The organism is Bacillus cereus group sp. RP43 (genome assembly GCF_040459645.1).
GTDB lineage: Bacteria > Bacillota > Bacilli > Bacillales > Bacillaceae_G > Bacillus_A > Bacillus_A mycoides_C.
Genome location: NZ_JARVHQ010000001.1, coordinates 3491655 through 3504508 on the forward strand (window position 1 = coordinate 3491655; position 12854 = coordinate 3504508).

A 12854-nucleotide genomic window follows, 5' to 3' on the forward strand; every position below is an offset into this window, starting at 1 on the left:
GCCATATAATAAATTATAATTAAATTAATTTTAATATAGTTTAACATAAATAATTCATTTTAGTTAATTTTAATTTAATTTATTTAAATATAATTTAATAATCATTAAGGAGCATTTATTATGGAGAATATAGATATCGGTAAAAAAATCGAAAAACAAAGAAAAGAAAAAGGATTAACTAGTAAAGAATTAGCAAAGATGGCTGAAATCACACCATCAATGCTTAGTCAAATTGAACGTGGTTCTGCTAACCCTTCCATTCAAACATTAAAGGTACTCGCAAAAGCTCTTGATGTTCCAACATTTAGTTTTTTACTTGAAGAAAATAATACAGACGATCTAATAGTGCGTTCTAATAAAAGAAAAAAAATGATTATCGATAATTTATCATATGAATTGTTATCACCTGATTTCACAGGAAATTTAGCAACAGCAATTATGACTATCCCACCGAATACTGCTTCATCAGAAAATGTGCTAGAACATAAAGGAGAAGAATTAGCATTTGTATTAGACGGAAAAATCACATTGCACTTAAATGAAGAAGAATACACATTAGAAACTGGTGATAGCGTAAAAATACCAGCTTATTTAAAACATAAATGGGTAAATCAATTCGAGAAAAATGCGATTGTTTTATTCTCTGTTACTCCGCCGATTTTTTAATTCATGTGATGATAAAAAAATAACCATGCATGGATGCTCTCCGTACATGGTTATTTTTATTTTTTTGGTACTAACAAAATCCCTAAACTAATAACACAAAAACTGAGTATTTGCTGTATTGAAAGACCAAATAGAACTGAATTTTGTTCACTAATAAGCGAAATAATGATATGAGCAATTCCTTCGCAAATTAGAAAAACACTTATATTCTTTCCATTTCCTAATCTTTCATTTTTAATCCATAACGAGCCAATTATACAGAGTGCGAGTATAATCTCATACACGAAAATAGGATGATATGAAAATTTAGATTCATATATTTTCATCCCCCATGGCAATGCCGTTTGTATACCTACTTCTTGATGGAATAGAAAATAAAAGATAATACTCATACATAGTCCAAAAGGCCATGCATCAAGTAAAATACGAAGCGAAAATTGCTCCTTTTTACTTTTCCAAACAATGTATATACTAGCCATAATAAAACCTACTATAATATGCTGAATACTTCCTACAGCTAATAATGCTTGCATTGGCGCCCCAATGGCCCATACCGGATTTAAAATTGCCGGTGCGAATTTCCATACTAATACAATGATGAGAAAACCATTCGTTACTGCATCCATCATTTTTTCATATTGAATATTTTGTTGTTTCATCCTTAGTTTCATCAGAGTAAATCCAAATAGACTTCCTATTATCAGAGAAACTGGTTGTAACCTAACCATCCACTCCATCACTATGAAATCCCCTCTTAATTCTCAATTATTTTCTTAAACTTCTCTTCTAATTGATCTGGAGGTAATACCCCTCGTGCATGATCTACAATAATTCCATCTTTATTAACAAAAAATGTCGTTGGTAAAGAAAATACTTTATAATCTATTCCAGCTACTCCGTCCATATCTAATAAAACAGGAAATTTAAATCCATGGCGATCTGCAAATGCGCTCGCTTCTTGTACTGGATCCCCGATTGTTGCATTTACCGCAAAGATTTCAACATCCTTTTTATATTTATCATACAAACGAACTAAATCAGGAGCCTCCATTTCACATGGACCACACCACGATGCCCAAAAATTAATAACATATGGTTTTCCCTTTGCATCATTTAACGAATACAGCTTACCGTCCAATCCTTTTAATGTTATGTTTGGTGCTTTAAATCCCACTTGTGGCAATACTTCTTTCTCTTGTAACTCCGCTTGTTTCGCTTTTCTTTCTTTTTCTTCTTTCTTTGTATTATAAAAGTTAACCCCGGCCCAAATTAGTGCCCCGGCCAGTATAATAGCAATTAGTTTCTTCACTTTTCTTCCTCCTAAACACACTACAAAACGTAGTGTTAACTATTAAAAAAAGAGGCTATATGCATTCTCCAACAATAAGTACAATCGACATACAAAATAGCCCTAACGTTACATATACTGAATTCGTATGTAATGGTATATTCAGCTTAACAACTTTCTCATTCAAGACTTGCTCAATCCGTAAATTAATTGCAGTTTTCGCAAAGGAAGCTGTAATACATTGATTTTCCATCGTCTTTATTTTAATTAACTTTAATAATGCACTACCTAGCTCAAATGAAGATTTCATTTTTTGCATCGCATATTTATCAGCTGATAGCTCCTGATACACATGATAACGCTGCAGCATTCCTTTTAATATAGGAATGTACATCATTCCTTCAGCTAACAATGTAAAGAAAAATAACTTTAATGGATCTCGATTTTTTTGATGATATTCCTCATGTAATACAATCGCATCAATTTCTTCCTCTGAAAACGCCTGAAACATCCCTTCTGAAATAACAATTTTCGGTCGAAATAATCCAATTGTAAATGCCGTAATCTGTAACGTTGATAATACGTACACTTGCTTTCCTTTTCTAGTAATAGACACGATATTTCTTTTCAATTTTTTACTATAAAAAAACTGCTTCCAAATTCTTTTACTTATAATGATTACAGTAAATAACAGTAATCCGGCTATCATAATGCGGAGTATTGACAGTTCTCTCATATGTTGTTGCAATTCAAATAAACAAAATTGTGAAAGAAAAAATGCTTTATTTTGAAAAAGAAATGGGTATGTGACGTAGTATACTAACATACTTAAAAAAAGAACACTAATAGTCACTGCTAACAAAATGATTTTACGCATTTGCCACTTCATTTTATCGGTCCTCTTTTTTTAGCTGACTTAATTTCTCTTCTAATTTTTTTATTAAAGATGGATCAGCTTGTTCTAACTCATCTATCATATGGTTCACAACAAGATCTCCAAATTCCCCCATTAATTCCTGTGTCATTTTCTTCGTTTGATTAGATAAAAATTCTTCTTTCGTTTGTGTAGTACGATACATACCACTTCTTTTCACGATATGCTTTTCTAAATGTGCTTTCTCTACTAATCTGTTCATAACTGTCATTACAGTATTAAAATTCACCGGGGATTCTTCACTTAATTTCTGTTGCACATCTTTAATGGTAATACCCTCAGTAGCCCAAACAATTTCCATTATTTTCGCTTCAAGCGGTCCGAAAAAGTGATTTAACCCTTGCTCATTTAACTTGTAGTTTTGAGTAAACATCGTATGGCCCCTTTCACACTACAGATTGTAGTATAAAATATATAGAAGGTCAAACATGAATGATATTAACTGATACTTAAATGGATCCTAATCTCCACTAATTAGTTATCTGTACCGCGTTCGATTCATTGTAAGCCTAACTTCTCTCCAAATGTATCATAAAGATAATATTCTAATATTTGCACACTAAATTTCTCATTACGCCCGAGTGCAAATAATTCCCGATTTTTTGCTACGATAGTATCTAATGGAATTACCACATTATCCACTATTTTTGTAATTTCAATTATATTACTTTCTACGTTTACTTCTGTTTTAAATTCGATATTTTCTAATACTATATGTGAACGTCTTCCTGATGCAAAAAAAGTAAAGTTAGGATTTTTAAAAATGCCAATTTCACTCTCTAACGGATATAAATATTTAAAAATTATATCTCTGTGTCCATCTTTTATTATTTTTTCATCTTTTTCATCATCTAAATATTCTTTCACCTTCGCTGCAAACTCAAATCGAAAATCCACTCTTTCACGCTCCCTCTTTTCATTCTACACTAATAAATATATTGATATAATTTTACCATATTATAAAATAACTTCCAATAAAAAGTAAAAACCACTTTTGTAAAACCTCTGGTATTCCCCGCACTTTTTAAATATAAATACTCTTTCAATCTTAATTAGTACGTCGTTATATTCATTTAAACATATTGTTTCCATACTTTGAAACAATATCATCCAGTATTATATATGAATAAACTGCTTCTAATTCCTTTCTATCTACAGCTATCAATACCTCATGCTATTTCAATATATTGTTTACTTTATTTCCCCTTATTCATTAAATCACAGAAGGAATGTAACTCCCCGCTATCGAATTTTTACATAACAAATATTATTAGGTGGTGCTTTACTATGAAATTAGCTGTCATTGGTGGCGGTGATTTACAAGATCCAAATCACTTGCATATTAATGAACGACTTATAGAATTAACAAATAAACAATACCCAAAAGTATTATTCATTCCAACAGCTAGTCGTGATGATGAAGGATATATAAAGTTATTTTTAGAAACATTTGAAAAGCAATTACATTGTGAGGTTCAAATTTTACGCATTTCAACCGAAACACCTACTAAATATGAAATAGATGAGATGATTCATTCTGCCGATTTAATTTATCTTGGCGGTGGAAATTACGTTCACATGCTTGAACAATGGAAAGAACATAAACTAGATGAGAAGTTACTATTTGCTTTAAAACGCGGAACACTTATTGCAGGATATAGTGCCGGTGCGATGTGTTGGTTCACATCTAGCATTCGTTCAGATTATGAAGGTTCTGGTTATATAGAAAGTAGTGGCTGGAGTATTGTTAACAAAAGATTTTGCCCTCATTACAATCAATTAAATAGAATGAATGCCTTCCATACGTTTTTACAAACTCACCAAGGTAATATAGAGGGCATTGCATTAGAAGATAATTGCGCTTTATATATTACAGAAGGTTCATTTGAAATTATCGGTGAGCCAGATACAGCTTGGGAGTTTTATATGAATAATGGAAAACTCATTAGACAACATTTTGACATAACTTTAAAAAGTTATTTATAAGCATTCATCAAAAAAATGTCCCTAAGTCTATAGACTTAGGGACATTTTCATCTTTTAACTCACTAATCTTGTAATTCGTTTCTTCTGCCATGAAAGCTTATAATATGCATACTGTAATATTAAGCTGACGATAAATGCCGCTGGATATCCAATCCAAATTCCTTCTATACCAAGATTCGTATGGTAAGAAAGATAATACGCTACAGGTACTTCAACAAGCCAAATTGATACCACACCAATCACAGTTGGCCAAAGTACTGTACCACTCGCTCGCATTGTCGCACTAATAATTTGTGCATGACCGAAAATTAAGTAACTCCATAATGTAATCATAACTAAACTATGAGCAATTTCAATTGTAGTTTGACTTGTCAAAAATAGTGCTAAAATATCTCTTGAGAATAAGTAAATAAGCGATATTAATACACCACCAATGATATAATTCATGATAATTCCAGCCTTAACAACTTTCTGTAATCGATCAAATTGGTTTGCACCAATTGATTGCGCTGCAAAAATTGATACGGTAATGCCGAGGCTAACTGCTGGCATTTGTACATAACTTGCAACTTGGTTCACAACACCATACGCGGCTGTTGCATCTGATCCATAGCGATTCACAAATGCGATTACTGCAATTTCTGATAATGAAACTAATATCATATTAATACTCGCTGGAATACCAAGTCGTAATAATAACTTTAATAACTCCCAGTCCATACGAAGATATTTTCTTACTGTAGCGTCTAATTGCAGTGGATGATTTTTCTTCTTTAAATACACTAGCATGACAATAAACGTAATAACTGTAGATATAACTGAAGCATATGCTGCTCCGTAAACATCTAATTTCGGAGCTCCTAACCAACCAAAAATAAGAATTGGTAATAAGATCATATTTAGCGCTGTACTTACGATTAAAAAGTAAAATGGCGTTTTAGAATCTCCTGTACCTCTCATAAATGTTGTGTATGCAAAATATAAAAATAATACTGGCATAGATATAAATAAAATTCTTGCGTAATGCACACTTATTTCAATAATGTTTTCTGGCGTTCCCATAAGGCGCATAATATCCATCGCAAAAATACTACCTATTATCGCCAACACGACTCCGATAATAAAAGTAAACGTAAGCGTCGTACCAACGATAGCTTTTAAGCGCTCTTCATTTTTAGCACCAAATGCCTGACCAATTAAAATCGAACTACCAGAACCAATTCCAATTACAAATGAAACGAGTAGGAAAAATAACGGGAAGAAAGCCGATATAGCTGCTAGATCATTTACGCCAAGCCATCTTCCTACTACTACCATTCCAAATAACTGTCCCACCGATTGTAAGACATTACTTAAAAGTAACGGCACTAAAAACATGGACATTGATTTCCATATCGGCTTATGTTCCGTTTCTGACTTCTGTGACTCTACACCTTCTTTATTATTATCTGTAGGTGGTTTCAAATTTCATTTCTCCTTTTATTAAAAATCTGCACGGTTAAATCCGCGCTCAAATAGTTGTAATTGCGCCAACCATTTCTATACTGTTTGCTCGTTAAAGTAAATGCTTATTCCACTCACTATTTTCAAATTCATCATAGAACTTTGACATATTTTTCGTATCCGTAATTCTTTATCTCTTTGTATAGTTGTTTTTATTATGTGCATCTATTCATTTTCTTTGCTTCATTCTTATAACTTCACCCAATATTGACTTCCATCAGCTGTTCTATCTAAAAAACCATATTCGATTAAATATCTTCTCAAAGTTACAAAATCCGGATATACATTTTCTAAAACTGTATTTACTTCTTTTTCAGTATACTTTTTATTGCTATCGAATTTCTTCACTAAATGACGTAATATAATTAATTTACGCTTTTGCTTTTTCGGAAATTTAGAAAGCTGTCCATCCAAACCTTCTGTAAAATGTACTTTTAAGACTTCATCATTTTCTTCCTCTGTAATATTGTATCGATCATCCACCATCGTAGCTGTTCTATGAATCGGTACAAATTTAGTTTGAACTTTTGATTTTTCTTCTGACAATTCCATTAACGCTAAAAATACTTTCGCTTGCTTCATTTTCTCGCGCAATGTAAATCGATGATTGCGAATTGTCGACGTACTCCCGCCATCCATTTCTTTTACAATCTCTTTATCGTTAAGTCCCATATGGAAAAACTGCACCATTTTCTTTTGCAACTCAGTTAAACCCGTAAACTTCTTATCAAGATTTAATAAATATTCAAACATAGATGTATGCTCATTTTGAATATGCAACTGTACAAACTTCTCTGCTTCATACAAAACTTGATTTTCTTGATAAATAACCCCTTTAATAAACGTTTCTCCACAAGCTAAACAAATATACTCCTCTGCTGCCTCGTCAAATACATACCCTTTCTTCAATTCCTCTACCGACGCATCCCAAAACTTCTCTGAAATATCACTCATACTAAACACTCCTTCAAAATGTTTATTTAAAAACAAACAAATTACAATAACGTTTATTATCACTTCATCATCTTAACACATCAAAATTAAACATTTCAATGTTTTGTTTACCTATTTTATAAACCTTTATAAAAATGTTTATCTAACTATAATAAATAAGACTTATCACACCGAAAAGCGAATGTATTTTAACAAACTAATTATTATGGGATGTGAAACAAAACATGACTACTATTCAAGATCCTTCCAGCATTCAATTTTAACTACAAAAAAGGTGTTTCCATATACGGAAACACCTTTTTACCTTTTATATATTTTATAAACAACTTCCACTAAAACTTTACTCGCTTGTACAAATACATGTTTTCGCTTTCCATCCTCAACGAATCTATTTGAGCAGCCACTCATAATCATCATACAACTAATTATAACTAGCACTACACTTCTATTCTTGTTAGTCACTTTATGCCACTCCACTACTAAAAACTTCATTTAAATTTATCCTATCAAAAAATTTTACACGAATAATAAACCGAAAGAATATGCAATTCTGCATATTCTTTCGGTTTATTAAGATGTTGTGATTTAATTTAGTTAAAGAACACGTATAACGAGGTGACTAACTTGAAGTTTAAAGCGAAAAAAAATCCATTTCACGTCATTTTTATTACATTATTTATAATTATTTTTTTCATTTCGCTATTCTTCCAAAATGAAAATTCTATTTTTTTCACTCTTATGATGCTCTTAAATATCGTGAATCTCTCTTCTTTCTATTTTTCTCATTACAAAATAACGGAATCTGCCCTTGTTGTTAAACATGGTTTCATACTCCGTACTGAAATTCCATTTGAAGATATACGTCATATTAAATACTCTGGTAAAAAGCTTCGTTCAGAAAATTGGACAAGACAGCAAATAGAAATTCATTATAATTTATTCGACTCAGTAACATCTTTCGTACCACAAGAAGAGGAGAAATTCATTTCACTCTTAAAAGAAAACTGGCCAAATGTGAAAATAATCAATAGCACCTCAAATGAATAATTTTCTTTGAGGTGCTATTAGGATAACTATATAAGAATTGAATATCCTCCCAAAGCAAAACCGCCGTTTACCTATTTATTCTCCTCTCAGACTAATTACCCAATAGTTAGTCTATTTTTTTATTACATAAAGATACTCCCCCTCCATCACAAACGATACGAACATACACTATTTCTAAAAAACAAACTACTACACAAAATGAACGAAAGGTGCTTATTATGTATGAGTTAAGTTATGAAGGATTAACAGGTGGATTTATTACAAGATATGATCGTGAGTACGAAGAAGCTAGACAAGAATGGCATCGGGCTATTCAAAAGTTTCCCTTAGCTATCATTTATTGTTTTACGAAATGGGATGTTAGTAATGCGATTATTTGGACGATAAAAAAGCCAAGATTCTAAATTAAGAATCTTGGCCTCTTCTATTATTCTTTCGGAGCGATCATTTTTTTCGGGTCTACAATTTCATCAAATTGCTCTTCTGTTAGTAATCCCGATTGCATTGCTGCTTCTTTTAAAGTTAACCCATCTTTATGAGCATGCTTTGCAATTTTCGCGGCATTTTCATACCCGATATGTGGGTTTAGTGCGGTTACAAGCATTAATGAACGATTTACATTTTCATTAATTACTTCTACATCTGCTTCAATACCGACTGCACATTTATCATTAAATGAAACAGTTGCATCAGCTAATAGGTGAGCTGATTGCAGGAAGTTGTATGCAATAACTGGTTTGAATACATTTAGCTCAAAATTACCTTGGCTTGCAGCAAATCCGATTGTTGTGTCATTCCCCATGACTTGTGCTACAACCATTGTTAGCGCTTCGCTTTGCGTTGGATTTACTTTCCCTGGCATAATAGAGCTTCCTGGTTCATTTGCAGGAATAATAATTTCCCCAAGACCACTTCGTGGACCACTTGCAAGCCAGCGCACATCATTAGCTATCTTCATTAAATCAGCAGCTAATGCTTTTAATGCTCCGTGTGCAAATACAACTTCATCATGACTCGTTAACGCATGGAATTTATTTGGTGCAGAAACAAATTGTTTACCTGTGAACAGACTAATTTCTTCTGCTACCATCTCACCAAATTTAGGGTGTGCATTAATTCCAGTTCCAACTGCAGTACCACCAATTGCTAATTCTTTCATATATGTATTGCTATCTGCAATCATACGCTCTGTTTTTTCAAGCATACGGTGCCATCCACTAATTTCTTGTCCTAACGTTAAAGGTGTTGCATCTTGTAAATGCGTACGACCGATTTTAATAATATGTTCAAATGCAGTTACTTTTTCTGCTAATGTTTCTTTTAATTTCGTAATAGCTGGCAATACATGATTTTCTACCGCAATTACACACGCTACATGAAGTGCTGTTGGGAACGTATCATTTGAACTTTGAGACATGTTCACGTCATCATTCGGATGAATATGTACGTCAGATCCCTTTTCTTTCAAAATTTGATTACCGCGGTTTGCAATTACTTCATTTACATTCATATTCGATTGTGTACCACTACCGGTTTGCCATACGACAAGTGGAAAATGTTCATTCCATTTTTCTGCGATAACTTCATCAGCAGCTTCCACAATTGCTTGTGTTTTTTCTTCTGATAACTTCCCTAATTTTTGATTGCTAATCGCTGCACTCTTCTTTAAAATCGCAAATGCTTTTACAATTTCAAGTGGCATATGCTCTGTTCCAATCGGAAAATTTTCCTTACTACGCTGCGTTTGTGCTGCCCATAATTTATCAGCTGGAACTTTCATTTCTCCTAATGTATCTCTTTCAATTCTATACTCCATTTTTTCATCCCCTTGAAAATAAAATACCTACATTTCTCATTTTAACAGACTTTCTTTCAAATGATAAGAATTCTCACTCGTATGTATAAAAAAATACCTTCCGCCATTGCAGAAGGTATTTTTTTATGATGCTTGCTTTCCTTTTTCAGCGTCATCTACATACCAAATGAATTTTCCTGTATATCCGTAAATAACTGCCAAAATTAATGAAACAAAGCTTAACCACATAAACGGAACGTATGAGAACGTTGCTACACCTAAAATACCAGCCATAAAAATACCATTATCCGACCACGGAACCATACCAGAAGTTAACGTTCCACCTACTTCTGAGTTACGCGCTAATACACGGCGGTCTATTTTTAATTTATCATAGCTATCTTCCATAATTTTCGGTGTTAAAATAAGTGATACGTACATCGCACAACCAAATATATTAGCTAAGAATGCCACGATTAACGTAGACAACGTTACATTACCTGCAGAATTTAATTTCTTCTCAAATTTTGATACGATTACTTTTAAAACACCTAGCTTTTCAAGTAGTCCACCAAAACCTAAGCCGAAAATAATAACGGCTACTGAACCAAGCATACCGTTAATTCCACCACGGTTTAATAACTTATCGACAAACTCGACACCAGATTGAATTGAGAATCCGTTATATGCTGTTCCAATTGCCTCTCCAAAGTGCATCCCTTGGAAAATAGTTGCCCAAATTGCACCAATTAAAGCTCCCATAGCAATTGTTGGCATAGAAGGTTTCTTCAGCGCCAATAGCGCAATAACAATTACAGCTGGAACAAGCATCCATATTTTAATATCAAAGTGCTTTAATAAAGCTTCTTTTAAAAACTCTACTCTATTTAAATCTACATTATCCCCGCCATACATCCATCCAGCAACAGTAAACATAATGCTGGTAATAATAAAAGCTGGAACGTCTAATACTAGCATAGCTCGAACGTGAGCAATAACATCTACTTTCGCCATGGAAGCTGCAAGAACTGTGCTATCAGAAAGTGGTGATAATTTGTCTCCGAAATAAGCTCCTGAAAGAACTGCACCCGCAACAAGCGGCAGTGGTAATCCAAGCCCTTCACCAATTGCCATCATAGCAATACCAGCTGTTCCAACTGTTCCCCATGATGTTCCTGTCGCAATAGAAGTTATTGAACAAATAATTAAAGTTGCCAATAAGAAGATGCTAGGGTGAATGAATTCTAATCCATAATAAATTAATGTAGGTACAACCCCACCAGCAATCCATGTTCCAATTAAAGCTCCAACTGCAACTAAAATAAGAATTGCTTCTAATCCATTAGAAATTCCTTTCGTAATTGCATCTTGCAATTCTTGATAACGAAATCCTAATCTTAATCCAAGCGCAATAACTAAAAACCATGAAATAAATAGCGCTAATTGAATTGGGAGATCAAAAATCGTTTGGAAGGAAAAGACGACAGCAAGAAATAGGCATAAAAGAATAATAATTTCTAGCATCGATGGTAATCTTACACTTTTCATTTTTTTCTCTCCTTACAAGTCGATAACATGATGTATGTCGTCTTACGTGTATGTAGTATACAATTAGCGAAGACAAAACAAAATTTTCATATTATTTCGATTTATTTTTTCAGTATAATATATTCACAACCCTTTCTATTGTAAAAGTAGATTGCGCTTTTCGCAATGAAAAATATAAAAAATGTTGTATTTTTATTTATTTAGATAAAAACACCTAATGAAATAAAACGTTAATCAATGAGGGTTTTATCCATCCCCACTAATTATTAACCCATAATAACCTTTTTAATATTTGCCTCAACAAAACTTTTTAATAACGCTTTCACCTCATATGTAATAATATATTTCCACATAAAAAAAGAGCACACATCATTTAATCGATGCATGCCCCTCTTTTATTTATACATATTTTGTATCTCTTCTTTATTTTTAAGTATTTCCGAAAACTTATCGCTACAACCTTTCGGAAATAAAACTCCGAGTCCATATGAATGCCCAAACTGAAAATGAGGGTGTTTCACCTTGACCTCATCCCAAAACTTATACACACCGAAATCACCGTTTTTAACTTCAATATCATGAAATAATACAATACCGTTTTTCGCAACTTTAGGTAACCATGTTTTATAATCATGAGAAACAGCTTCATACGTATGATAGCCATCAATATGCAAAAGATTTATCGTTTCATCTTGAAACTGATCCAGAGCCTCATCAAAAGTGGATCGAATTAGATTTCCTATATTCAGGTAGTTATCGCTCACCACTTTTTCTACCATTTGAAAAACCCCTTCTCCATATGGACCTGTATGCCCATCTCCAGCCCAAGTATCTACAGCAAAACATTTTGTGGCTAACCCACCATCTTTTACCCCCTGGCAAAAACTAAAAAAGGAAGCACCTAAATGCGTACCTAACTCAACTAAAGTTTCTGGTTCTTCAAATCTTACTAAATCATATGCGAAATCTAAATGCCCACTCCACGCAGATTGTGACCGAATAATAGGACTAAAATTTTCAAATTCAAACGATGGTTTATGAGTAACCCAGTTCATCGCGTATCTCCTTATACACATATTTTTAACAAACCAAATTACTCTTATCTTTATTTTTTTGGCGTCGCGATTATGATT

The 12854-nt window shown here is 32.9% G+C and carries 14 protein-coding genes and 1 pseudogene; 4 read left to right on the forward strand and 11 right to left on the reverse strand.

Going from position 1 to position 12854, the window contains the following annotated elements:
- The first annotated feature begins 120 nt into the window (after nucleotides 1–120).
- Complete coding sequence (locus QCI75_RS18170; protein WP_088078268.1) at nucleotides 121–666, forward strand: helix-turn-helix domain-containing protein; 546 nt, start codon at nucleotides 121–123, stop codon at nucleotides 664–666.
- Between the two features lie 56 nt (nucleotides 667–722).
- Here QCI75_RS18170 and QCI75_RS18175 read toward each other — a convergent pair whose 3' ends face one another.
- From QCI75_RS18175 to QCI75_RS18195, 5 genes are all read right to left on the reverse strand, one after another.
- Nucleotides 723–1406 carry a prolipoprotein diacylglyceryl transferase family protein gene (locus tag QCI75_RS18175; RefSeq protein WP_144506771.1) on the reverse strand — a complete coding sequence of 228 codons (684 nt, stop codon included), beginning with the start codon at nucleotides 1404–1406 and terminating at the stop codon, nucleotides 723–725.
- Nucleotides 1407–1420: 14 nt separating this feature from the next.
- On the reverse strand, nucleotides 1421–1975 hold the full coding sequence (locus tag QCI75_RS18180; RefSeq protein WP_098776949.1) for a TlpA family protein disulfide reductase: 555 nt from the start codon (nucleotides 1973–1975) through the stop codon (nucleotides 1421–1423).
- A gap of 55 nt (nucleotides 1976–2030) precedes the next feature.
- Complete coding sequence (locus QCI75_RS18185) at nucleotides 2031–2843, reverse strand: M56 family metallopeptidase (RefSeq protein WP_144506772.1); 813 nt, start codon at nucleotides 2841–2843, stop codon at nucleotides 2031–2033.
- A 1-nt stretch (nucleotide 2844) separates the two neighbouring features.
- Entirely contained in the window at nucleotides 2845–3261 is a 417-nt protein-coding gene (locus QCI75_RS18190) for a BlaI/MecI/CopY family transcriptional regulator (RefSeq protein ID WP_078175715.1), read from the reverse strand.
- A gap of 125 nt (nucleotides 3262–3386) precedes the next feature.
- A complete protein-coding gene (locus tag QCI75_RS18195; protein WP_142395710.1) occupies nucleotides 3387–3785 on the reverse strand; it encodes a DUF3942 family protein in 399 nt (132 codons plus the stop codon).
- 390 nt (nucleotides 3786–4175) lie between these two features.
- On the opposite strand from QCI75_RS18195, the gene QCI75_RS18200 reads away from it, so the two are divergent.
- Nucleotides 4176–4874, forward strand: coding sequence for a peptidase E (locus QCI75_RS18200; protein WP_071745048.1), 699 nt, complete (start codon nucleotides 4176–4178; stop codon nucleotides 4872–4874).
- A 54-nt stretch (nucleotides 4875–4928) separates the two neighbouring features.
- Here the strand turns inward: QCI75_RS18200 and QCI75_RS18205 are convergent, their stop codons facing one another.
- From QCI75_RS18205 to QCI75_RS18215, 3 genes are all read right to left on the reverse strand, one after another.
- Nucleotides 4929–6338: an MATE family efflux transporter gene (locus QCI75_RS18205; RefSeq protein ID WP_353760958.1), complete on the reverse strand. Its 1410-nt coding sequence runs from the start codon at nucleotides 6336–6338 to the stop codon at nucleotides 4929–4931.
- Between the two features lie 228 nt (nucleotides 6339–6566).
- The gene (locus QCI75_RS18210) at nucleotides 6567–7331 is read right to left on the reverse strand and encodes a DUF2087 domain-containing protein (RefSeq protein WP_144506773.1); all 765 of its coding nucleotides are present in this window, start codon (nucleotides 7329–7331) and stop codon (nucleotides 6567–6569) included.
- Between the two features lie 300 nt (nucleotides 7332–7631).
- Nucleotides 7632–7823, reverse strand: coding sequence for a hypothetical protein (locus QCI75_RS18215; protein ID WP_144506774.1), 192 nt, complete (start codon nucleotides 7821–7823; stop codon nucleotides 7632–7634).
- Nucleotides 7824–7955: 132 nt separating this feature from the next.
- Here QCI75_RS18215 and QCI75_RS18220 point away from each other — a divergent pair, with 132 nt between their 5' ends.
- Together QCI75_RS18220 and QCI75_RS18225 are read left to right on the forward strand one after the other, a co-directional pair.
- On the forward strand, nucleotides 7956–8378 hold the full coding sequence (locus QCI75_RS18220; RefSeq protein WP_353760959.1) for a PH domain-containing protein: 423 nt from the start codon (nucleotides 7956–7958) through the stop codon (nucleotides 8376–8378).
- A 218-nt stretch (nucleotides 8379–8596) separates the two neighbouring features.
- Nucleotides 8597–8767, forward strand: a pseudogene (locus QCI75_RS18225) (FAD-linked oxidase); the annotation flags it as partial.
- A gap of 38 nt (nucleotides 8768–8805) precedes the next feature.
- Here the strand turns inward: QCI75_RS18225 and fumC are convergent.
- The 3 genes from fumC to QCI75_RS18240 all read right to left on the reverse strand — a co-directional run bounded on the left by fumC (nucleotide 8806) and on the right by QCI75_RS18240 (nucleotide 12776).
- A complete protein-coding gene (gene fumC / locus QCI75_RS18230) occupies nucleotides 8806–10194 on the reverse strand; it encodes a class II fumarate hydratase (RefSeq protein WP_144506776.1) in 1389 nt (462 codons plus the stop codon).
- Between the two features lie 123 nt (nucleotides 10195–10317).
- Nucleotides 10318–11721 (reverse strand): Na+/H+ antiporter NhaC, encoded by a 1404-nt coding sequence (nhaC, locus tag QCI75_RS18235; RefSeq protein WP_098776938.1) that lies wholly within the window; start codon nucleotides 11719–11721, stop codon nucleotides 10318–10320.
- Between the two features lie 395 nt (nucleotides 11722–12116).
- Nucleotides 12117–12776, reverse strand: coding sequence for a class I SAM-dependent methyltransferase (locus QCI75_RS18240; protein ID WP_353760960.1), 660 nt, complete (start codon nucleotides 12774–12776; stop codon nucleotides 12117–12119).
- Nucleotides 12777–12854: the final 78 nt, after the last annotated feature.

What these genes read in the sequence shown, in the direction of transcription:
- QCI75_RS18170 (WP_088078268.1), top strand. Translation starts at nt 121, where the DNA reads ATGGAGAATATAGATATCGGTAAAAAAATCGAAAAACAAAGAAAAGAA.
- QCI75_RS18185 (WP_144506772.1), bottom strand. Translation starts at nt 2,843, where the DNA reads ATGAAGTGGCAAATGCGTAAAATCATTTTGTTAGCAGTGACTATTAGT.
- QCI75_RS18190 (WP_078175715.1), bottom strand. Translation starts at nt 3,261, where the DNA reads ATGTTTACTCAAAACTACAAGTTAAATGAGCAAGGGTTAAATCACTTT.
- QCI75_RS18200 (WP_071745048.1), top strand. Translation starts at nt 4,176, where the DNA reads ATGAAATTAGCTGTCATTGGTGGCGGTGATTTACAAGATCCAAATCAC.
- QCI75_RS18210 (WP_144506773.1), bottom strand. Translation starts at nt 7,331, where the DNA reads ATGAGTGATATTTCAGAGAAGTTTTGGGATGCGTCGGTAGAGGAATTG.
- QCI75_RS18215 (WP_144506774.1), bottom strand. Translation starts at nt 7,823, where the DNA reads ATGAAGTTTTTAGTAGTGGAGTGGCATAAAGTGACTAACAAGAATAGA.
- fumC (WP_144506776.1), bottom strand. Translation starts at nt 10,194, where the DNA reads ATGGAGTATAGAATTGAAAGAGATACATTAGGAGAAATGAAAGTTCCA.
- nhaC (WP_098776938.1), bottom strand. Translation starts at nt 11,721, where the DNA reads ATGAAAAGTGTAAGATTACCATCGATGCTAGAAATTATTATTCTTTTA.
- QCI75_RS18240 (WP_353760960.1), bottom strand. Translation starts at nt 12,776, where the DNA reads ATGAACTGGGTTACTCATAAACCATCGTTTGAATTTGAAAATTTTAGT.